Source organism: Nocardioides sp. 1609 (assembly GCF_004522105.1).
GTDB lineage: Bacteria > Actinomycetota > Actinomycetes > Propionibacteriales > Nocardioidaceae > Nocardioides.
Window position 1 is genome coordinate 122,221 of the sequence record NZ_SPUJ01000007.1, and the last position, 20,453, is coordinate 142,673.

Sequence of the window (20,453 nt, forward strand, 5' to 3'; positions counted from 1 at the left end):
GGTGTGTCTCACCAAGCTGTCCCGCCGGCGGCGGGATGGAGAAGCATGTGCCTCACGAGGAGGGGCGCCGGTCCACGGCTCGAAGCCGGACGGTCCTGCGCGGGAGCCCGAGGCAAGACTTGACGGGCTGCTGAGGACAACTCTAGTGGCTGGTGGGGTGAACCCGCACATCCCTGGACCTCTCTAGGGTGTGAGAGTGCCCACCGTCCTCGTCACCGGCGCCACCGGCTTCGTCGGACGCCGCCTCGTCCCCGTCCTCGTCAATCGCGGCCTCACGGTGCGCGCGATGACCCGCCGCCCCGAGAAGTACGACGGCCCGGGCGAACCCGTCGGGGGCGACGTCCACGACGCCGACTCGTTGACGCAGGCCCTGGCCGGCGCCGACGTCGCGGTCTACCTCGTGCACTCCCTCGACGACAAGGACTTCGAGCGCAAGGACGCCGAGGCCGCGGCGACCTTCGGGAGGGTGGCCGCCGAGTGCGGCGTCCGCCAGATCGTCTACCTCGGCGGGCTCGGCGAGGACGACGACGACCTGTCGCCGCACCTGCGCTCGCGCCGCGAGGTGGAGGGCAAGCTGGCCGAGGGCGGCGTCCCGGTCACGGTGCTGCGCGCCGCGATCGTCGTCGGCGCCGGCGGCATCTCGTGGGAGATCACCCGCCAGCTGGTCAAGAACCTGCCCGCGATGGTGGTCCCGAAGTGGGTCAGCACCAAGACCCAGCCGATCGCGATCGACGACGTCGTCCGCTACCTCGACGGCGTCATCGACAACGAGGCCGCCGCCGGCCGGGTGCTCGAGATCGGCGGCCCCGAGCAGCTGACCTACCTCGAGATGATGCAGCAGGCCGCCGAGGTGATCCTGGGCCGACGCCTGCCGATCGTCACCGTGCCGGTGCTGACGCCGTCGCTCAGCTCGCACTGGATCGCCTTCGTCACCGACGTCGACACCACAACCGCGAAGAACCTCATCGACTCGATGTCGACCGAGGTGATCGTCACCGAGCACGCCATCGACGAGATCGTGCCGGGCCGGTCGATCGGCTACCAGGAGTCGGTGCGCCGCGCGCTCGAGGAGAGCTGACCCGGCGCTTCAGACGCCGAAGATCGCGGGCAGCGCGAAGAGCATCGTCAGCGACCAGGTGCAGTGGGTCAGGATCGGCGCCAGGATGCCGCCGGAGGCCCGCCGCTGGAGCCCGACGATGAGGCCGAGCAGGATGGCGGCGAAGGCGAGCATCACGTTGCCGGTCGCGGCGGTCGCGATCGTGTAGGCGAGCGTCGTCCACGCGACCGGGTGCCGGGTGATCGCGGCGTAGGCCGCCCCGCGGAAGAACAGCTCCTCCGCCACGCCGTTGACGGCCGTGACGACCACCAGCACCGGCAGGTAGCCCTCGCTGGCGAAGCCGAGCACGTTGCGGATCTGGTCGGCGAGCGGGCCGATCTCGCGGACGATGAGCGCCCCGACGATGAAGATCCCGGCCAGCGCGGCCCCGATGAGCAGCGGCTGGACGATCGGGCGCACCTCCATGTCCTTGGCCGCGATCCGGCCGAGGTGGAGGGGTCCGGACGCGAAGGCGCCCACGGTCCACACGCCGGCGAGCACGAAGGACATCACCACGAACATCGCGCTGCCCTGCTCGAGCCGCAGGAGGGTGCCGAGCACGATGGCGCCGAGCAGCACGAAGCCGCAGGTCACCAGCTGGCGGCGGCGCAGCGCCGCGGGCTCGTCGCGGTGGTCGCGCGGGACGACGTCCCACAGCGACCGCTCGATCCACTGCCTCACCACAGCACTCACCCCTCCCCGGCTACGGACGCGTCACGGTAGCGAGGAGGGGTGAGGATGATCGTGAGGTGGTGGCGGCGACCTACTTGGTCAGGCCGTCCTTGACGTCCTTGGCGGCGTCCTTGAGCTTGTCGGCACCCTGCTTGACCTTCGAGGAGGACTGGTCGCCCTTGCCCTCGGCCTCCAGGCGCTCGTCACCGGTCGCGCGACCGGTGCCCTCCTTGGCCTTGCCCTTGAGCTCTTCGGTCTTGTGGCCCAGCTTGTCGTCGATTCCCATACCTCCAGGGAACCACGCCGTCCAGGGCCGGGCTTCACCCCTCGGGATCGTGCGTGCCCGCGGAACCCGGGGTGGGCCCGACCCGGGTGCACGCTCGCCCGCCGGGGCCGGCAGCGCCGGGATCAGCCGAACGAGAGGACGCCGTCGTCGACGTCGCCACGGCGGATCGCCCGGAGGTCGACGAGGTAGTTCTGCTTGAGCGTCCACGGGGCGCGGTCGCCCTGCTTGGGCAGGCCGGCGAGGGCACGCTGGACGTAGCCCGACGCGAGGTCCATGAACGGCCGCTCCCCCACGCGCTCGTCGCGGACCGGCACCACCGTGCGCAGCCCGCGCTCGTCCATGTGCGAGAGCAGCCGGACGACGTACTCGCCGACCAGGTCGGCCTTGAGCGTCCAGGACGCGTTCGTGTAGCCGACGGTGAAGACGAAGTTCGGGATGCCGCTGAGCATCAGGCCCTTGTAGGACATCGACTCGCTCGGCACGAACGGCACGCCGTCGACGGTGAGGTCGATGCCGCCGAACAGCTTCAGCTTGAGGCCGGTCGCGGTCACGATGACGTCGGCGTCGAGGTCGCGCCCGGACGTCGTGCGGATGCCGGTGGGCGTGAACGTCTCGATGGTGTCGGTGACGACCGAGGCGGTGCCGGCCCGCAGCGCCTTGAAGAGGTCGCCGTTCGGGACGACGCACAGGCGCTGGTCCCACGGGTTGTACGGCGGCTGGAAGTGCTCGTCGTACGACGTCCCCGCCGGCAGCTGCGGCTCGGTGAAGCGGCGCACGAGCTTCTTCGCCTGGTCGGGGAAGCGCTGCGAGAGCTGGTAGTTGCCGACCAGCTTGAGCACGTTGGCCCACCGCACGATCGGGTAGCGCACCTTCTCCGGCACGCGGCGCAGGGCGACGGCGAGGGGGTCGCGGTCGGGCTGCGGGAGGATGTAGGTCGGCGTCCGCTGCAGCATCGTCACGTGGCCCGCGGTGTCGGCCATCGACGGCACCAGGGTGACCGCGGTGGCCCCGGAGCCGATGACGACGACGTTCTTGCCGGCGTGGTCGAGGTCCTCGGGCCAGAACTGCGGGTGGACCACCTGGCCGGTGAACGACTCCTCGCCCGGGAACACCGGGCGGTGGCCCTCGTCGTAGTCGTAGTAGCCGGTGCAACCCCACAGGAAGTCGCAGGTCATCGTCAGCTCGGCGCCGTCGTGCTCGATCCCGACGGTCCAGCGGGCGGCCTCGCTGCTCCACGCCGCCGACGTGACGCGGTAGCGGTAGCGGATCAGCTTGTCGACGCCCCGCTCCTCCGCGACGGTGCGCACGTAGTCGAGGATCAGCGCCCCGTCGGCGAGCGCGGTGTCGCTGGGCCACGGCCGCCACTGGTAGCCGAAGGTGAACATGTCGGAGTCGGACCGGACGCCGGGGTAGCGGAACAGGTCCCACGTGCCGCCGCTGACGGCCCGCGACTCCAGGACCGTGACCGTGCGGCCGGGGTGCCCGGCCCGCACCTGGCACGCCGCCCCGATGCCGCTCAGCCCGGCCCCGACGATCAGGACGTCGACGTGCTCGACCTCGGCGCCGGCGGTGCTTCCAGGGGAGGCAGGAGTGCTCATGGCCCGACCGTAGCCCGAAATCGCCGCTATTGACAGATATTCAGCAGTGGGCTGTGAGCAACGCCACCCGTCGCCGAGTCGGCGTTCGCGTCGAGCACGAACGCCGACTCGACGCGATCCGACTTGATCTCCGCGCCGACTCGGCGGGTCAGGCGGGGAGGACGCGGCGGAGGAACTGGCGGGTGCGGTCCTCGCGCGGGTCGCTGAAGATCTGGGCGGGCGGGCCCTCCTCGAGGATGCGGCCCTGGTGGAGGAAGCAGACCTTGGTCGCGACGTCGCGGGCGAAGCTCATCTCGTGGGTCGCCAGCACCATCGTGGTCCCGGCCTCGGCGAGCGCGCGGACGTTCGTGAGCACCTCGCCGACCAGCTCGGGGTCGAGGGCGGCGGTGATCTCGTCGAGGAGCAGCAGGTCCGGGCGGGTGCAGAGCGCGCGCACCAGGGCGACGCGCTGCTGCTGGCCCCCGGAGAGGCGGTCGGGGTACTTCTCGACGTGCTCGCCCAGGCCGAAGGTCTCGAGCAGGTCGCGGGCACGCTGCTCCGCCTCGCCCCTCGGTACGCCGTGCACCCGGCGCGGCGCGAGGGCGCAGTTGTCGAGCACGGTCAGGTGCGGGAACAGGTTGTAGGCCTGGAAGACCATCCCGATCCGGCGGCGCACGACGCGGGGGTCGACCCGCGGGTCGGCGATCTCGCCGCCGTCGAAGCGGATGACGCCGTCGTCGACGTCCTCGAGCAGGTTGAGGCAGCGCAGCAGGGTCGACTTGCCGGACCCCGACGAGCCGATCAGGCAGACGACGTCGTGGGGCTGGACGGTGAGCGACACGTCGTCGAGGACCAGTCGGTCGCCGTAGGACTTGCGCAGGCCCTCCACCTCGAGGAGCGGGCGGTCCTCGGTCAGGTCGGTCATCGGGCGCCGGCCCTCTCGCGCTCGGCGTACCGGCGCTGCAGCCAGTCGGTGAACCGGGCCAGCGGCACGGTCATCACGATGAAGAAGCAGGCGACGACGACGAGTGGGGTGTAGTTGAAGTTGTAGTTGCCGTAGTCGCGGGCGGCGAAGACGGCGTCGAAGATGCCGGCCGCCGCGACCAGGGCGGTGTCCTTCTGCAGCGAGACGAAGTCGTTGAGCAGCGGCGGCAGCACCCGCCGCACCGCCTGGGGGACGACGACGAAGCGCAACGTCTGCGAGCGGCTCAGGGCGAGCGCCTCGGCGCTGGCCACCTGGGAGGGGTGGATGGAGTCGATCCCGGAGCGGAAGACCTCGGCGACGTAGGCGCCGTAGGACAGCACGAGCGCGACCCCGGCCCAGAAGAGGGCGCTGTTCGGCACGCCCTGCAGGCCGAGCGCGGGCATGCCGAAGGCGAGCAGGACGACGAGCAGGATCGTCGGGATGCCCCGGAAGACGTCGGTGTAGAAGGCCGCCACCAGCCGCACCGGCACCAGCCACGCGGAGCGGGCGCTGCGCGCCAGGGCGACGGCCAGCGCGAGCACCAGGATGATCGGCTCGCAGATCAGGAAGAGCTTGACGTTGATCCAGAACCCGTCGCGGACCGAGGGGAAGGACTCCTTGGCGTGGTGCCAGTCGAAGAACGTCTTCTGCACCGTCGGCCAGCCGGGCGAGGACAGGACGACGGCGCCGACCAGGCCGAAGACGGTGAGCGTCGTCACCGTCGCGACGAGCACCGAGAACAGTCGCTGGCGCCGGCGGACGTCGCGCCGGTCGAGCTCGCGCTCGCTCGGGATCCAGGCCTGGGTCACGCGGGGCTCACGGGGGCGTGGTTCACGGGAGCTCGGGGACGGCCGTGGCGGCCGGGATCCACTGCTGCTCGAGCTCGGCGAGGGTGCCGTCGTCCTCGAGGGCGTCGAGCGCCTCGTCGACGCACGGGACCAGGCCGCTGCCCTTCTCGAAGAGCAGGCCGAACTGCTCGGTCTGGTCCTCGGCCACCTGGAACTGGCCGACGATCTTCGCCTTGGGGATCTCGGCCGCGGTGATGTAGAGCGCGGTCGGGAGGTCGGCGACGATCCCGTCGACCTGGTCGTTGAGCAGGGCCTGCTTGGCGGCGTTGGTGTCCTCGAAGACGAGCGGGTCCTCGCCGGGCTGGATCACGTCGCGGATCGCGGTCAGCGACGTGGTGCCGGTCTGCGCGCCGAGCTTGTAGTCGGCCAGGTCGGCGACGCTGGCCGCGTCGGAGACCGGCGAGTCGTCCAGCGCGATGACGGCCTGGCTCGCGGTGTAGTAGCCGCGGGAGAAGTCGACGGCCTGGGCCCGCTCGGGGCTGATCGAGACCTGGTTGATGTCGAAGTCGAACTTCTTCTCACCGGGCGCGTAGGAGTTGTTGAAGGGCACCGTGACCCAGGTGACGTCGTCGGCGGCGAAGCCGAGCCGGTCGGCGACGGCGTACGCCACGGCGGACTCGAAGCCCTTGCCGTTGGTCGGGTCGTTGTCGGCGAACCACGGCTCGTAGGCCGGGGAGTCGGTGCCGATCGTCAGGGTGCCGTCGGACAGCAGCGGCAGGTCGGCGACGTCGCAGGACGCCGTGTCGCCGGTGCCGGCGCTGCCGTCGGCGGCGGCGTCGTCGTCCTCGGCGGGCGCGCAGGCGGTGACGGCGAGGGTGAGCAGGACGGGGAGCGCGGCGTGGGCGAGGCGGCGGTGCATGCCGAAATCGTAGGGCCGCGGCCGCGCCGGTGGCGCCGGGGCCTCAGACCTGGACGGCGACGCCCCGCTCGAGGAGCCCGTCGACGTCGTCGACGCCCCACGCGGCGAGGGCCGCGCGGGTGTGCTGGCCGGGGAGGGACGGCGGCGTGGTGAGCGTCGGCCCGGTGCGGGAGAACCGCGGGGCGGGCGCCGGCTGGGTGAGCCCGTCGCGCTCGACGAAGGTGCCGCGGGCCGCGAGGTGCGGGTGCCGGGCGGCCTCGCTGAGCGGGATGATGCCGGCCACGCACGCGTCGGTGCCCTCGAACACCTCGATCCACTCGGCCTGGGTCCGGCGCAGGAAGGTGTCGGTGAAGACCCGCCGCATCTCGTCGTAGCGGTCGAGGTCGGCCTGTCCCGGGCAGGACCCCTCGACGCCGAGGAGCCGCACCAGGGTGGCGAAGAACTGCGGCTCGAGCGCGCCGACGCTCATGTGCCGGCCGTCGGAGGTCTCGTAGACGTCGTAGAACGGCACGCCGCCGTCGAGCAGGTTGGCGGCGCGCTCCTCCCGGTAGTGCGGCTCGTTGGCGAAGGCACTGGTCATCGCGTTGAGGTGGGCGGTGCCGTCGACGATCGCGGCGTCCACGACCTGGCCCTGGCCCGACACCCGCGCCTCGAGCAGCGCGGCCAGCAGCCCGATGACGAGGTACGTCGACCCGCCGCCGAAGTCGCCGACCAGGTTGGCCGGGAAGTGCGGGCGGGCCGGGTCCTGGCCGAGCCCGAACAGGGCGCCGGTGATCGCGACGTAGTTCATGTCGTGCCCGGCGGCCCGGGCGAGCGGGCCCTCCTGGCCCCAGCCGGTCATCCGGCCGTAGACCAGGCGCGGGTTGGCGGCCAGGCACGCCTCGGGCCCGAGGCCGAGGCGCTCGGTGACACCGGGTCGCATGCCCTCGACGAGGAGGTCGGCGTCCTCGACGAGGCGCAGGACGACGGCCGCGGCGTCCGGGTTCTTCAGGTCCAGCGCGACGCTCGGGCGGCCGCGGTTGAGCAGCATCGAGGCGCCACCGCCGAGACCGGGACTGCCGGGTCGCTCGACGCGGATCACGTCGGCGCCGAGGTCGGCCAGGATCATGCACGCGTGCGGACCGGGCCCGATGCCCGCGATCTCGACGACCTTGACGCCGCGCAGCGGCCCGGTCCCCTGCCCCAGCTGGATCTCAGTCGTCTCGTCGGCCATGCGGCGATCCTGCCACCAACGCTGCCAGTACCGCTGTCAGCGTCCGCGCCCTACGGTGGTCGCCATGAGCCACGAGGACTGCCTCTTCTGCGGGATCGTCGCCGGCACGGTCCCCTCGACCCGGGTCGACGAGGACGAGCGCACGGTGTCGTTCATGGACGTCAACCCGGCCACCGAGGGCCACCTGCTCGTCGTCCCGCGGGCGCACAGCCGCGACCTGCTCGAGATCGCGCCCGAGGACCTGGCGGCCTGCGCGCTCACCGCGCAGCGGCTCGCCGGCCGGGCGGTCGAGGTGCTCGGGGCGGCCGGCGTCAACCTGCTCAACTGCTGCGGCGCGGCCGCCTGGCAGACGATCTTCCACTTCCACCTGCACGTCGTCCCCCGCTACGACGACCCGACGGGCGCGCGCGACGCCCTGTCGCTGCCGTGGGTCCCCACGCCCGGCGACCCCGACCGGATCGGCGCCGTCGGTGAGCGTCTGCGCGGAGCCCGGGCATGAGCGGCACCGTCGACACCGGGCTGGTCCGCGACCTCACCGACGACGAGGCGCGCGCCGCCCTGGTGTGCAAGTGGGGCGAGGTCGAGGCCGACGTGCTGCCGGCCTGGGTGGCCGAGATGGACTACGCCGTCGCCGAGCCGGTCACCGCCGCGCTGCACCGGGCGGTGGACGCCGGGATGACCTCCTACCCGCGTCCCGGCGCCGGTGGGGCCCTCGGCGAGGCGTACGCCGGGTTCGCGGCCCGCCAGTTCGGGCACGACGTCGACCCGCAGCGGGTCGTGCCGACGGTCGACGTCACCGCCGGTGTCCGGCTCGCCCTCGACGTCGCCGCGGGTCCGGGCGCGCTCGTGATGCCGGTGCCCGGCTACAGCCCGCAGCTCGCGATGGCCGCGATCACCGGCCGCGAGTCCCGCGACCTCACCGTCGACCCCGACGCCGAGCGCGCGGAGCTCGACCTCGACCTCCTCGACCACCACTTCGCGCACGGCGCCCGCGCGCTGCTGCTCACGCAGCCGCACAACCCGTGGGGGCGGGTCTTCACGCGCGCCGAGCTCGAGGGGGTGCGCGACGTCGTCCTGCGCCACGACGGTTTCGTCGTCTCCGACGAGATCCACGCCCCGCTCGTGCTCGACGGCCGCGAGCACGTGCCCTACCTCGCGATCGAGGGCACCGCCGAGCACACCGTGGCGGTCGTGGCGGCGTCCAAGGCCTTCAACGTCGCCGGCCTCAAGTGCGCCCAGCTGGTGACGGCGTCCGACCGGCTGCACGACGCGCTCGCCTCGGCGCCGATGGCCCGCAACGACTCGTGGTCGGTGCTCGGGGTGGAGGCCTCGGTCGCGGCCTACACCGAGGGAGACGCGTGGCTCGACGCGCTGCGGACCCGGCTCACTGCGCAACGCGACCTGCTCGTCGTCCTCCTGGCCGAGCACCTGCCGCTGGCCCGGATGCGGCCGGTGGAGGCGACGTACCTCGCCTGGATCGACCTGCGCGCCTACGGCCACGACGACCCGGCCGCGGTCGCGCTCGAGCGGAAGCGGGTGCGGCTCGCGCCGGGGCACGACTACCACCCCGGGCTCACCGGGCACGTCCGCCTCAACTTCGCGACCAGCGTGGAGCGGCTGACGGAGGTCGTCCGCCGCCTCGCCTCCGCGGTGGCACCCGCGGCCACCTAGGCTGGCGGCCGTGAAGATCACAGTCATCGGGTGTGGGTACCTCGGCGCGACGCACGCCGCCTGCATGGCCGAGCTCGGCCACGAGGTCCTCGGCGTGGAGATCGACGTCGCCAAGCGGACGGCGCTGGCCGCCGGCACGGTCCCGATGTACGAGCCCGGTCTCGAGGACCTGCTGGCCAAGCACGTCGCGACCGGCCGGTTGCGCTTCACCGACTCCTACGAGGAGGCGGGCGCCTTCGCCGACCTGCACTTCGTGTGCGTCGGCACGCCCCAGCTCGCCTCCAGCCTCGGCGCGGACGTCTCGTACGTCGAGGCGGCGGTGCGGTCGCTGGCGCCGCACGTGACCCGCCCGGCGCACGTCGTGGGCAAGTCGACCGTGCCGGTCGGCACCGCCGCCCGGATGGCCGCGCTGCTCGCCGAGCTGGCGCCGGCCGGTGCCGACGCCGAGCTCGTGTGGAACCCGGAGTTCCTCCGCGAGGGCTTCGCGGTCAAGGACACCCTCGAACCCGACCGCATCGTCCTCGGCGTCCCGTCGGAGGGTGCCGAGCGGGCGCTGCGCGACTTCTACGCGCCGATGGCCGAGGCCGGAACGCCGTTCGTGGTCACCGACTACGCCACCGCCGAGCTCGTGAAGGTCTCGGCCAACGCGTTCCTGGCGACCAAGATCTCCTTCATCAACGCCGTCGGCGAGGTGTGCGACGCCGCCGGCGCCGACGTGGTCGCCCTCGCGGACGCGATCGGCCACGACGTCCGGATCGGCCGGCGGTTCCTCAACGCCGGCGTCGGGTTCGGCGGCGGCTGCCTGCCCAAGGACATCCGCGCGTTCGTCCACCGCGCCGGCGAGCTGGGCGTCGAGGACGCGATGTCGTTCCTGCGCCAGGTCGACGACATCAACCAGCGCCAGCGGTCCCGCACCACCGAGATCGTCCAGGGCATGCTCGGCGGCTCGGTGCTGGGCGCCCGGATCGGCGTGTGGGGGGCCGCGTTCAAGCCCGACTCCGACGACGTCCGCGACTCTCCCGCGCTCAGCATCGCCGGGCAGCTGCACCTCGCCGGCGCCCACGTCACCGTCTACGACCCGAAGGCGTCGGTGACCGCCGCCGCACGGTTCCCCACCCTGCGCTACGCCGAGTCCGCCGTCGACGCCGCGCGCGACGCCGACGTGCTGCTCCACCTCACCGAGTGGCCGGAGTTCCGTGCGGTCGACCCTGCCGACGTCGGTGCGGTGATGGCGCACCGTCGCCTCCTCGACGGCCGCAACCTGCTCGACCTCCCCGCCTGGCGAGCCGCCGGCTTCGTGGCACGGGGCCTCGGCACGAGGTAGGCCGGGTTCGAGCCTGCGAGGCGGACCGCCGCCGGCTGACCGGACCGGCCGTCAGGGCGCCCAGCGGGCGTCGGGCTCGAGCAGCCGCGACGGGCGGAACCCCGGCCAGGTCGCGATCGTGCGCGCCGGGTCGAGCAGGTAGTCGAGGTCGGCCTGCCAGGTGTGGCCGGTCGCGTTGCGGCGCAGGACGTAGCCCAGGCCGTGGGTGCGGTACGTCGCCGCCCCCATCGCGTCGAGGGCGTCGATGAGCTGGGCGTCGACCCACTGGCGCACCGGCCGGAACCCGCCGGCGTCGCGCAGCGCCATCCGGTCGACCAGCATCGTCCCCCCGGCGACGAACGAGGTGTAGACCTCGACCGGGTGGCCGCGCTTCGCGGTGAGGTCGGCCTCGGCGAGGTAGTGCAGCTCGGCCGGCATCCCGACCATCTCGGCGCCCGACCACGCGCGGGCGCGCAGCAGGTCGGCGACGACGTCGGGGGCGTACCAGTCGTCGTCGTCCATCTTGAGGACGACGTCGCCCCGGGCCGCACGGGACGCCGCGTGCAGCACGTCGCCGAACAGCGTGGTCGCGGGCTGGGGCAGCACCTGCACGGTGGTGCCCGGACCCACGGCGTCCTGCACGCGCGCGGCCGGGACGTCGAACCCGTGCGGGGCCAGCACCAGCTCGAGGGACCCGACCCCGCGCTGACGGGCGACCTGCGCGAGCGCGAAGTCGAGCATGTCGGCGCGCCGCGTGGCGAGCAGGATGCTGACGCTCGGGTGCGCCGGAGCGCCACCCGATCGCCGGGCCAGGGTGGAGAAGCGGTCGAAGGCCGCCCGGCGCAGCAGCACGCTGTGCTCCTCGCGGGCCGTGACGTCGGCGAGGTCGACCGGAGCGGTGATCGCGTCGCGGAGCGCTGCTCCGAGCTCGTCCGGGGCGCTGCTCGCGACGACCGGGACGCCGGCCAGGGCGAGCGCGGCGGCGGCACGGGTGGCGGCGGCGTCCCAGGTGTGGACGACGACCGCGGCTGCCGGACGCACCGCGGTCACGACGGCGGCCGTCACCTCCCCGAGGCCGGCGACGTCGACGACCGGGCCGTCGGCGGCGGGGACGAACCCGGCCGGGTTGAGGACGCGCTCGTCGAACGGGCCGATGCCGCCGGGACCCGCGCCGACGAGGACGCCGCTCGCGCCGGCCCGGTCGCCCCACACCGCCTGGCGCCCGACCTCGACGACCACCGCGGCCACGTCGACGTCCGCGGCGAAGCGCAGCACGGTCCACCAGGCGCCCTCGACCCGGCGCGACCCGACGGCCGTGAGCGCCGGCCACTCGGGCCGCCCGACCAGCGCCACGGCACCGTCGCCGCCGTGCAGGCCGATCTCGCGTGCCAGGACGCCGGCGGGCCAGGCGCCGCCGCGGGGCGCGCCGACCACGGCGACCCGCGCGTGGACGCCGGGCCCGCTGGTCGCGGCGAGCAGGTGGCCGCCGCCGGGGCGGTCCAGGAAGCGGCGGACCGGCGTCGGCAGCGCGGTCGGCTCAGCCATCCCGGCGTCCGGGGCGGCCGACCAGGGGCCGCCGGGCCTGCGGCAGCCAGGTGTCGACCACGTGGTCGACGACGTGGACGCCGGGAGGCGCGACGATCCGGTGCAGGTCGGCGACCTCCGCGCCGCGTCCCTCCCGCAGCGCCGTGACGACCTCGCGCTCGCGCTGCTTGCGCCGGACCCGGCGCTGCTCGAGCGCCTCCACCTCCGCCCAGTGGGCGAACTCGTCGGTGTCGAGCCACTTCAGCTCGACGCACAGGCCCTCGGGGGCGACGATCCGCTCCGAGGTCGCGGGGAACTCGCGGACCTCCCACTCGAAGGCCTTGACGAAGGTGAACTCCGGTCCCATCGGGTAGATCCACGGCTCGAGGAAGCGCGACCGGAGGTCGATCCACGCCTCGGTCTCGTCGACGACCGTCAGCGGGTGCCGCGGCACCAGCACGACCGCGCCGCTGCCCGGCAGCTGCCAGGACAGGTCGCGCAGGACGGAGACGCCCTCGGGGGTGAGCACCATGTCGCCGTCCCACTTCATCGAGTAGCTGGTGCGGACGTGGCTGAAGGACCAGTTGTAGAAGTGCGTGAGCGAGTGGACCGAGTCGGGCGGGGTGAACAGGTGGTCGTGCCCGGCGCGGCTGACCTCGAAGGGGTACTCGAGCGCGGTGTAGCGATCGCTCGCCCCCGCCTCGGCGGCCACGCGCCGGCCGAGCTCGGCGGTGCCGTCGCCGGACCGGTTGTCGACGAGGACGACGTGGTCGACGGCCGCGAGCACCGGTGGCAGCACCCACGGCAGGTTGCGAGCCTCGTCGCGGACCCGGAACACGCACGTGAGCCCGGGCGGCGCCGGCCGGGTGGGGGCGGCGGCGTTCCAGGGCCACCGGACGTCGTAGGTCGGGTCGCCCTCGCGGCACGGGACGTCGGCTCCCGGGGTCGGCATCGTCGACCGGCCCTCAGTCGCTGCCCGGTCGGTCGAGCACCCGTCGCAGCCGGCGCCGCAGCCCGGCCGGGACGGCGGCCCGCACGCTGTGCGGCACCCGGTCGGCACCGCGCTCCACCACGGCGCGCTCGGGCGTCGGCAGGGTGACGAGCCCGGCGCGGTGAGCGGCCCGGCTGCTCGACCGCGCCAGCGCGGCCGCCTGGTCGTACGTCGTGGTGTAGTCGGCGCGCACGCCGTCGAGCCGGGCGAGCACACGGGCGTCGTCCGGGGTCTCGACGAGCTCGCCGAGGGCGTCCCACGTGCGGTCGGCGAGGTCGCGGAGCCCGGCGGGGAGGTCGACGTCGTCCCAGGCGCGGCCGGCGGTGGGGACGTCGCCCCGGAGGTAGGTGTGCACGGCGCGGATGTCGTTGGCCCCGGCCTCCTGGACGGCGCGCAGGCCGAGTGCGGTGCCGAGCCCGGCCACGGGCACGGTCCAGTCGGCGAGGAGGTCGTCGTGGCGGACGAAGCCGCGCGCGGAGCCCCGCGTCGCCCGCTCGGCGTGGAGCTGGGCGTTGACCCAGCCGGCCACCACCGGGACGTCGTCGGCGTCGTGGTCGGCGCCGCCCACCGGCGCGACGCTCGCCGCCGGGTGGCGCAGCACCGTGACGCAGGACAGGTCGGCGTCGCAGCGCAGCGCCGCCGAGCGCCAGACGCCGAGGAACCAGGCGAGCCGGGGATCGCGGAGGACGAGCTCGGGGCCGTCGGCGACGAAGCGCTCCTCCAGCCACCGGTGCACCCGGACGCGCAGGGGCTCGAGGTGGGCCAGCCTGCCGGTGTCGAACCAGGCCGACGGGCGGGCGTCGTCGGCGTCGACGTTGCACCGTTGGAGCAGCTCGTCGTGCAGGTCGGCCACCCAGCGCGGCACCTCGCCGGGAGCAGCGGGGTCGGCACCCCGCTGCGGCACGCGCATCCCGAGGGTGCGCAGCGTCCCCGCGAGCGCGTCGCCGCCGCTGCCCTCCGCGCCGAGCACGAGCACCAGGCGTCGTCGGGTCGGCTGGTCGTCCACGGCGCTCAGGGTAGGCCATCGACCGGGCGTGGCCCGCCCGGTGTCGACGGCACCTCGAGCAGGGAGCCGGGCCGGAACCCGGGGCGGGACGATTCCGCCGCGAGCGTCGGGAGCGCGCCGTCGTGACGGCGCACGTGGCCCAGGCCGTGGGTCCGGTAGACGGTGCCGCCGGCGCGTCGGACGGCGTCGACCGGGTCGGCCCCGGGACCCCCGCCGGGGCGACGGCGCAGCAGCCTGCGGTCGAGCAGGTAGGTCGGACCGACCCGTCCGGCGTCCGCGCCGAGGTAGGTCTCGGTCGCCGTCGGACGGCGCCAGGTGACGTCGTCGGACGGGGAGTGACAGGTCTCGGCGGGGGCGGCGACCACGGTGGCGCTGCTGTAGCGGCGGGCGAGCAGGAGGTCGGTGACGACGTCCGGGCCGTACCAGTCGTGGCCGTCCAGCACGAGGACGACGTCGCCGGACGCCCGCGCCGCGGCCTCGAGCACCATGCCCGGCAGCCCCGAGCCGGGCGAGGTGTCGGCGGTCGCGGTCACGACGGTGTGGGCCAGGACGGCCCCGGGGCCACCCAGGGCGTCCCGCACCCGGTCGGCGTCGGGGGTGAAGCCGTGCGTCACCAGCACCAGCTCGACGTCGTGCCCGCGCTGCCGGGTCACCTGGGCGAGGGCATGGGTGAGCAGCTCCGGACGGCGCACCGGCAGCAGCACGCTCACCGACGGCTCCCCCGCCCCGCGGACGCCGGCGCGCCCGGCGAGCGCGGCGCGGCGTCCGGCCGCGGAGTGCCGGGTGAGCGCGCCCCGCCGCAGCCGCACCGACACCTCCTCACGGCCGAGCGGGTCGTCGAGGTCCGCCACCCGCTCCTCGGGCACCCCGTCGGGGACGCCGACGACCGGGATGCCGCACATCAGCAGGCCGGCGGCCAGACGCGGGTCGTGACCGGGTGCGGGCCGGACCCCCTGGGCGTCTCGGAGGATGTCGACGAGGCCGGGACCGAGCACGCTCGTGGCCGGCAGGTCGACCACGGCTCGGGTCCACCGCCTCCGGAAGCCCGTCGGTCGGTAGACCGCCTCGTCCAGCGGTTCCGGGGCCTCGACGGCCCGGAGCACCACCGGACGCCGCCCGGTCGCCTCGGCGACCACCGGCGGCTCGGGCGGGTCGACGACGACGTCGGGCGGGTGCCTCGCCGCGGGGTCGACGTACGACGTGCCGGGCGGCAGCGCGCGCACGCCCAGGTGGCCGTCGTCGGCGCGGGGGCCGTCGAGGGCACCCCCCGCGGCGCGGGCGAGGGCCGCCAGCACCGGCCCCGCGGCGAGCCGGCGGTCGAACTCGAACCGGGCGTGCCCCGGACCTGCCTCCACCGACGTCAGCGGCGGCCACGACGGGTGGGCCCGCAGCGTCGGCGCGGTCGGGCGCGGGCCGGGATCGGCCACGACGACACCGACCTCGCGGGCCCAGCCGACGCCGTGCGCCCGGCGGGCCTGGCGCCGCAGGTCGGCGACGTCGGCCACGACCAGGAGCACCGTGCGGAACTGGCCGTCGGGCTTGACCGCGCCGGGCGCCATCCGGGCGACGTCCCCGTCGGGGAGCACGACGTCGAGGTCGGTGACCACGAGCGCCGGCCGGCGCGCGGCCGCGAGGACCGCGTGGACGGCGTCGACGAGGTGCGGGTCGGGCATGGGCCCACCGTAGGGCCCCAGCGGCGACCGGCTCGACCGGACACATGACCGACTCGGTCGGCTGGGCTGCCGGGTCGGCGCGTGGTCCCGCTGGGGTCAGCCGATCGACCGGGGCTGGGCGGCGATCAGGGCGGCGTACCAGTCGAAGGAGCGCTTCGGCGTGCGGACCTGGGTGTCGAAGTCGACGTGCACGAGGCCGTAGCGCTGGCTCAGGCCCTCGGTCCACTCGAAGGCGTCGAGCAGCGACCACACGTAGTAGCCGCGGACGTCGACGCCCCGGTCGACGGCCTTCGCGATCGCCCGCAGGTGCTGGTCCAGGTAGTCGATCCGCGCCTGGTCGTCCACGACGCCGTCGGCGTCCGGCTCGCCGTTGAACGCAGCCCCCGACTCGGTGACCACGATCGGCGGCAGGGCGGCGCGGAACCGCGCCCGGAAGGTGATCAGCCACTCGCGCAGGGCGTCCGGGACGATGGTCCAGCCGCGGTCGGTGCGGTCGTAGCCGAGCAGCTCGTGCACCTCGAACGGCATCGGCGCGTCCTGCGGGGCGGCGGCGATCCGGATCGGGCTGTAGTAGTTGACGCCGTAGAAGTCGAGCGGCACCCGGATGGCCGCGAGGTCCCCCGGCTGGACGAGCTCCTCGACCAGCGGCTCGAGGTCGGTGGGGTAGCGACCGAGCAGCATGGGCTCGATGAACAGCCCGTTCCACAGCGAGTCGAAGAGCTTGCTGGCCCCGACGTCGGCGGGGTCCTCCGAGGACGGCCAGATGGGGGCGTGGTTGTTGGCGCAGCCGACGGAGCGCGCTCCCACCGAGCGCAGCGCCGTCGCGCCGTGGCCGTGCGCGAGCAGCATCTGGTGGCAGACGTGGAGCGCGTCGAAGTGCAGGGCGTAGCCCGGCGCCTGGGTGCCGAGCCCGTAGCCGAGCATGGCGCCGACGTTGGGCTCGTTGACCGGCACCCACGACTCGACCCGGTCGGCGAGGCGCGCGCCGACCACCGCGGCGTACTCCGCGAACGCGCGGGCCGTCGCCGGGTTGAGCCAGCCGCCGTCGTCCTCGAGGTGCTGGGGCAGGTCGGACTGGTAGAGCGTCGCCATCGGCGAGATCCCGGCCTCGAGGAGGCGGTCGACCATCCGGTCGTAGAAGTCGAGGCCGGCCTCGTTGACCGGGCCGCGGCCGGTCGGCATGACGCGCGACCAGGAGACCGAGAACCGGTACCCGCCGACGCCGAGGCGCTCCAGGAGGCCGACGTCCTCGGGCACGCGGTGGTAGTGGTCGGCCGCGACGTCGCCGGTGCTGCCGTCGACGATGCGCCCGGCCTGGTGGCTGAAGGTGTCCCAGATGCACGGGCCGCGCCCGTCCTCGGCCGTGGCCCCCTCGACCTGGTAGGCCGACGTCGCGACGCCCAGGACGAATCCGGGCGGCAGCGTGGGTGGGGCGTCCGACTCGGGGCGACCACCGGTGTCGGGGGTTGGCACGGGCACAATGATGCCCGTGAGTGTGGAGATCCGTCGCGGAACTGGCCGGTCCGTCGAGCGTGAGACGGGTCGCCTGAGCCGGCACTCGTTCTCGTTCGGCTCGACGTACGACCCCGACAACCTGCGGTTCGGGCCGATGGTGTGTCACGACGACCACCTGCTCGGGCCCGGGCGGGGCTTCGACACCCACCGGCACAGCAACCTGGTGATCGTCTCCTACGTCGTCAGCGGGGCGCTCCGGCACACCGGCCCGACCGGGTCGGCCGTCGTCGGCGCCGGCCGCTTCGCGGTCCTGCACACCGGTGACGGCACCGACCACAGCGAGGTCGCCGACGAGGGGCCGACGCGGTTCGTGCAGACCTGGCTGACCGACGACGACGGCCGCGCGGCCGACGCCGCGTCCTACGACGTGCTCGACGGCGTCGACCGGGCCGACGGCGGTGGCGTCGACCTCCCCGGCGCCCGGCTCACGGTGGTCAGGCTCTCCGACGGGGAGACCGGCACCCTGCCCGCCGCGCCGCTCCTGCACGTGTACGTCGTCCGCGGCGCGCTGCTCCGCAGCTCGCTCGCCGAGCCGCTGCAGGAGGGCGACGCGTTCCGGTTCACCGACGAGCCGGCCCACGAGGTCACCGCCGGTGTCGACACCGAGCTGCTCGTGTGGGCCTTCGCGTGAGCCGCTGACACCTCGCCGCCCGGTGGCGGACCCGTCAGCCGATCACGGCCAGCGCGCCGGGCAGCACCTCGGCCACGGCCGGCGACCCGCTCGGCCCGCCCGGCCCGCCCGACCCGCTCAGCGCGGGCAGCAGCCCGAGCGGCTCGCCGTCGCCCCCGACCGGGACGCCCGGGCCCGAGGTCGGGTCGGCGGCCAGCTCGATCCGCCGACCGCGGAGCACCGTCACCGCGTCGAGGTGCACGTGGGCGCCGGAGTACACCTTCGGGAACGAGCGCACCAGGGCCGGGCGCGAGGCCGCCTCGATGACGACGACGTCGAGCAGGCCGTCGTCGAGCACGGCGTCCGGCGCGATCCGCATGCCCTTGCCGTAGTAGGCCGAGCCGGCGACGACGACGCAGGCCGCGGCGTACTCGTGGCAGCGTCCGTCGACCGACACGCGGAACCGGGCCGGTCGGTAGGTCGCCAGGGCGCGGAGCGCGGCGTACGGGTACTGGAGCGTGCGCGGCAGCCGGTGGGCGCGGTCGACGATCTCGCCGGCGCGCGCGTCGACGCCGGCGTAGACCGAGCCCGCCACGTGGCGCACCGGGCCACCGGGCGGCGTCCAGGCGATCAGGTCGACGTGCCGGACGTCGCCGTCGAGCAGCCGGCGGGCCTGACCCTCGGCGTCGTCGGGGAGCCCCAGCATCCGGGCGAAGTCGTTGCCGCGTCCGGCCGGCAGCACGCCGAGGGTGCCGCCCGCGGTCGCGACGGCACCGGCCACGGACGACAGCATCCCGTCGCCGCCGACCGACACCACGACGTCGCCGCGCGCGACGGCGGCGTCGACGAGCGCGGTCATCGCCCTGGGACCCGGCGAGTAGGTGACGTCGACGGTCGCGCCGGCGTCGCGGAGCAGGCGGGCCACCGGGACCACCGCGCCGGGTGCCGCGCCGCCGCCGGAGGCGGGGTTGACGAGGAACGTGAACGAGCGGGTCACCGGGTCGCCCGGGGTGCTCGTCACGGGACCAGGACGCCGGGGTTGAGGATCCCGGTCGGGTCGAGGTCGGTCTTGACCGCCCGGAGCACCGACGCACCGAGCTCGCCGATCTCCCGGGTCAGCCACGGCCTGTGGTCGGTGCCGACCGCGTGGTGGTGGGTGATCGTCGCCCCGGCCGCCATCATCGCGTCGCTGGCCGCCGCCTTGGCCGCGAGCCACCGCGGCAGCGGGTCGGTGCCCGCCCTCGTCGCGACGGTGAAGTAGAGCGAGCAACCGGTCTCGTAGACGTGCGAGACGTGGCAGAGCACGATCGCACCGTCGCCGAGCGAGGTGGTCAGCGCCTCCTTGACGGCGGCGTACAGCGCGGCGCGGTTGGACCAGAAGGTCGCGGTCTCGAGCGTCTCGACCAGGACGCCGACGTCGAGCATCGAGTCGCGCAGGTACGGCGCGCCGAAGCGGCCGCGCACCCAGGCCGCGCCGGGCCCCTCGCCCAGCGCCGTGCCGCCGAGCCCCTCGAGGACGCCGGTGACCGCGGCCCGCCGGGCCGCGACGACGTCCGGCTCGCCCTCGTGACCGACGATCATCAGGCAGCCACCGGGCGGTGCCCCGCCGGCCTCGGCGCCGGCCTCACGTCCGGCCGCGCCGCCCACCTCGTCGGGGTGGGCGAGGTTGATCGCGGTCTCGTCCTCGTCGGAGAGCCGGAGGACGGTCGGCAGCAGGCCGGCCTGGGCGAGGGTGCGCATCGCCTCGGCGCCGGCGTCGAACGACGGCCAGCGCCATCCCTCGTAGGTCGTCCGCGCGGGCCGGCGGCGGACCCGCACCGTGACGGCGGTGATGACGCCGAACGCGCCCTCCGAGCCGAGGAACAGCTGGCGCAGGTCGGGGCCGGCCGCGTTGGCCGGGGCGCTGCCGAGCGCGATCTCGCCGCGCGGGGTCGCGACCCGCAGCCCGACGACGAGCGCGTCGAAGCGGCCGTAGCCGGCGCTCGACTGCCCGCTCGACCGGGTGGCGGCGAAGCCGCCGATCGTGGCGTACTCGAACGACTGCGGGTAGTGCCCGAGGGTCAGGCCCTTGGCGGCGAGCAGCGCCTCGGCCTCCGGGCCGCGCAGGCCGGGCTCGAGCACCGCGGTCATCGAGACCGGGTCGACGTCGAGGAGCCGCTTCATGCGCACCAGGTCGAGCGAGACCAGCCCGGCGAAGCCCTCACGCCGAGCGACCAGGCCGCCGGCCACCGACGTCCCGCCGCCGAAGGGGACGACGGCGACGTGGTGCTCGACGGCCCAGGCGAGCACCGCGGCGACCTCCTCGTGGTCGCCGGGGCGGACCACGACGTCGGGGGCGTCGGACAGGTCGCCGGCCCGGGCGCGCAGCAGGTCGGGGGTCGACTTGCCGCGGGTGCGGAGGCGGCGGGTCTCGTCGTCGTCCAGGACGTGCCGGGCTCCGACGACGGCGCGGAGCGACGCCACCAGGTCCGCGGCAAGGCCCGGCCTCGGCAGGGCACCCGTCCTGGTCGGCTGCTCGTCGAGCCCGAAGGCGAGCTCGACCAGCCCGCGCGCCGCCTCGGGGAGCGGGGCCGCCGACGACGGGGCGCCCCACCGTGTGGGGTGCATCTCGGACTGGACGAACGGGATCTCGGTGGGGCTCACGT

Annotated in this window: 19 protein-coding genes; 5 read left to right on the top strand and 14 right to left on the bottom strand. The window is 74.6% G+C overall.

The window, feature by feature from the left end:
* The first annotated feature begins 196 nt into the window (after positions 1 to 196).
* Positions 197 to 1,078, top strand: coding sequence for an NAD(P)H-binding protein (locus E4623_RS19205; protein WP_245155176.1), 882 nt, complete (start codon positions 197 to 199; stop codon positions 1,076 to 1,078).
* 9 nt (positions 1,079 to 1,087) lie between these two features.
* On the opposite strand, the gene E4623_RS19210 is transcribed toward E4623_RS19205, so the two are convergent.
* The 7 genes from E4623_RS19210 to E4623_RS19240 form a co-directional block, all read right to left on the bottom strand.
* The gene (locus E4623_RS19210; RefSeq protein ID WP_134768190.1) at positions 1,088 to 1,777 is read right to left on the bottom strand and encodes a type II CAAX endopeptidase family protein; all 690 of its coding nucleotides are present in this window, start codon (positions 1,775 to 1,777) and stop codon (positions 1,088 to 1,090) included.
* 82 nt (positions 1,778 to 1,859) lie between these two features.
* Positions 1,860 to 2,054, bottom strand: coding sequence for a CsbD family protein (locus tag E4623_RS19215; protein ID WP_134768191.1), 195 nt, complete (start codon positions 2,052 to 2,054; stop codon positions 1,860 to 1,862).
* Between the two features lie 122 nt (positions 2,055 to 2,176).
* Positions 2,177 to 3,652, bottom strand: coding sequence for an NAD(P)/FAD-dependent oxidoreductase (locus E4623_RS19220; protein WP_134768192.1), 1,476 nt, complete (start codon positions 3,650 to 3,652; stop codon positions 2,177 to 2,179).
* A 148-nt stretch (positions 3,653 to 3,800) separates the two neighbouring features.
* A complete protein-coding gene (locus tag E4623_RS19225) occupies positions 3,801 to 4,556 on the bottom strand; it encodes an amino acid ABC transporter ATP-binding protein (RefSeq protein ID WP_134768193.1) in 756 nt (251 codons plus the stop codon).
* Positions 4,553 to 5,404, bottom strand: coding sequence for an amino acid ABC transporter permease (locus E4623_RS19230; RefSeq protein WP_134768194.1), 852 nt, complete (start codon positions 5,402 to 5,404; stop codon positions 4,553 to 4,555). Before E4623_RS19230 ends, E4623_RS19225 begins: the two co-directional genes overlap by 4 nt.
* A gap of 22 nt (positions 5,405 to 5,426) precedes the next feature.
* Positions 5,427 to 6,302, bottom strand: a complete 876-nt coding sequence (locus tag E4623_RS19235) for an ABC transporter substrate-binding protein (RefSeq protein ID WP_134768195.1) — start codon at positions 6,300 to 6,302, stop codon at positions 5,427 to 5,429.
* A gap of 43 nt (positions 6,303 to 6,345) precedes the next feature.
* On the bottom strand, positions 6,346 to 7,515 hold the full coding sequence (locus E4623_RS19240; RefSeq protein ID WP_134768196.1) for a CaiB/BaiF CoA-transferase family protein: 1,170 nt from the start codon (positions 7,513 to 7,515) through the stop codon (positions 6,346 to 6,348).
* A gap of 64 nt (positions 7,516 to 7,579) precedes the next feature.
* Between E4623_RS19240 and E4623_RS19245 the strand changes: the two genes are divergently transcribed.
* From E4623_RS19245 to E4623_RS19255, 3 genes are read left to right on the top strand one after another with little or no spacing between them, the layout of a single operon-like run.
* A complete protein-coding gene (locus E4623_RS19245; RefSeq protein ID WP_134768197.1) occupies positions 7,580 to 8,014 on the top strand; it encodes an HIT domain-containing protein in 435 nt (144 codons plus the stop codon).
* The gene (locus tag E4623_RS19250; RefSeq protein ID WP_134768198.1) at positions 8,011 to 9,186 is read left to right on the top strand and encodes an aminotransferase class I/II-fold pyridoxal phosphate-dependent enzyme; all 1,176 of its coding nucleotides are present in this window, start codon (positions 8,011 to 8,013) and stop codon (positions 9,184 to 9,186) included. Before E4623_RS19245 ends, E4623_RS19250 begins: the two co-directional genes overlap by 4 nt.
* Before the next feature lie 10 nt (positions 9,187 to 9,196).
* Positions 9,197 to 10,510, top strand: a complete 1,314-nt coding sequence (locus tag E4623_RS19255; protein ID WP_209020772.1) for a UDP-glucose/GDP-mannose dehydrogenase family protein — start codon at positions 9,197 to 9,199, stop codon at positions 10,508 to 10,510.
* A gap of 51 nt (positions 10,511 to 10,561) precedes the next feature.
* Here the strand turns inward: E4623_RS19255 and E4623_RS19260 are convergent, their stop codons facing one another.
* The 5 genes from E4623_RS19260 to E4623_RS19280 all read right to left on the bottom strand — a co-directional run bounded on the left by E4623_RS19260 (position 10,562) and on the right by E4623_RS19280 (position 17,156).
* A complete protein-coding gene (locus E4623_RS19260) occupies positions 10,562 to 12,034 on the bottom strand; it encodes a glycosyltransferase (protein WP_134768200.1) in 1,473 nt (490 codons plus the stop codon).
* The gene (locus E4623_RS19265) at positions 12,027 to 12,965 is read right to left on the bottom strand and encodes a hypothetical protein (RefSeq protein ID WP_134768201.1); all 939 of its coding nucleotides are present in this window, start codon (positions 12,963 to 12,965) and stop codon (positions 12,027 to 12,029) included. Before E4623_RS19265 ends, E4623_RS19260 begins: the two co-directional genes overlap by 8 nt.
* A gap of 13 nt (positions 12,966 to 12,978) precedes the next feature.
* Entirely contained in the window at positions 12,979 to 14,010 is a 1,032-nt protein-coding gene (locus tag E4623_RS19270) for a sulfotransferase family protein (RefSeq protein ID WP_134768202.1), read from the bottom strand.
* A gap of 5 nt (positions 14,011 to 14,015) precedes the next feature.
* The gene (locus E4623_RS19275) at positions 14,016 to 15,683 is read right to left on the bottom strand and encodes a glycosyltransferase family A protein (RefSeq protein WP_134768203.1); all 1,668 of its coding nucleotides are present in this window, start codon (positions 15,681 to 15,683) and stop codon (positions 14,016 to 14,018) included.
* A gap of 96 nt (positions 15,684 to 15,779) precedes the next feature.
* Positions 15,780 to 17,156: a GH1 family beta-glucosidase gene (locus E4623_RS19280; RefSeq protein WP_209020773.1), complete on the bottom strand. Its 1,377-nt coding sequence runs from the start codon at positions 17,154 to 17,156 to the stop codon at positions 15,780 to 15,782.
* Between the two features lie 16 nt (positions 17,157 to 17,172).
* On the opposite strand from E4623_RS19280, the gene E4623_RS19285 reads away from it, so the two are divergent.
* Positions 17,173 to 17,829 carry a pirin family protein gene (locus E4623_RS19285; RefSeq protein WP_167736763.1) on the top strand — a complete coding sequence of 219 codons (657 nt, stop codon included), beginning with the start codon at positions 17,173 to 17,175 and terminating at the stop codon, positions 17,827 to 17,829.
* A 34-nt stretch (positions 17,830 to 17,863) separates the two neighbouring features.
* Here the strand turns inward: E4623_RS19285 and E4623_RS19290 are convergent, their stop codons facing one another.
* A complete protein-coding gene (locus E4623_RS19290; RefSeq protein ID WP_245155177.1) occupies positions 17,864 to 18,829 on the bottom strand; it encodes a diacylglycerol kinase family protein in 966 nt (321 codons plus the stop codon).
* Positions 18,826 to 20,451 carry an FAD-binding oxidoreductase gene (locus E4623_RS19295; RefSeq protein ID WP_245155178.1) on the bottom strand — a complete coding sequence of 542 codons (1,626 nt, stop codon included), beginning with the start codon at positions 20,449 to 20,451 and terminating at the stop codon, positions 18,826 to 18,828. The genes E4623_RS19290 and E4623_RS19295 overlap by 4 nt, the downstream gene beginning before the upstream one ends.
* Positions 20,452 to 20,453 lie beyond the last annotated feature (2 nt).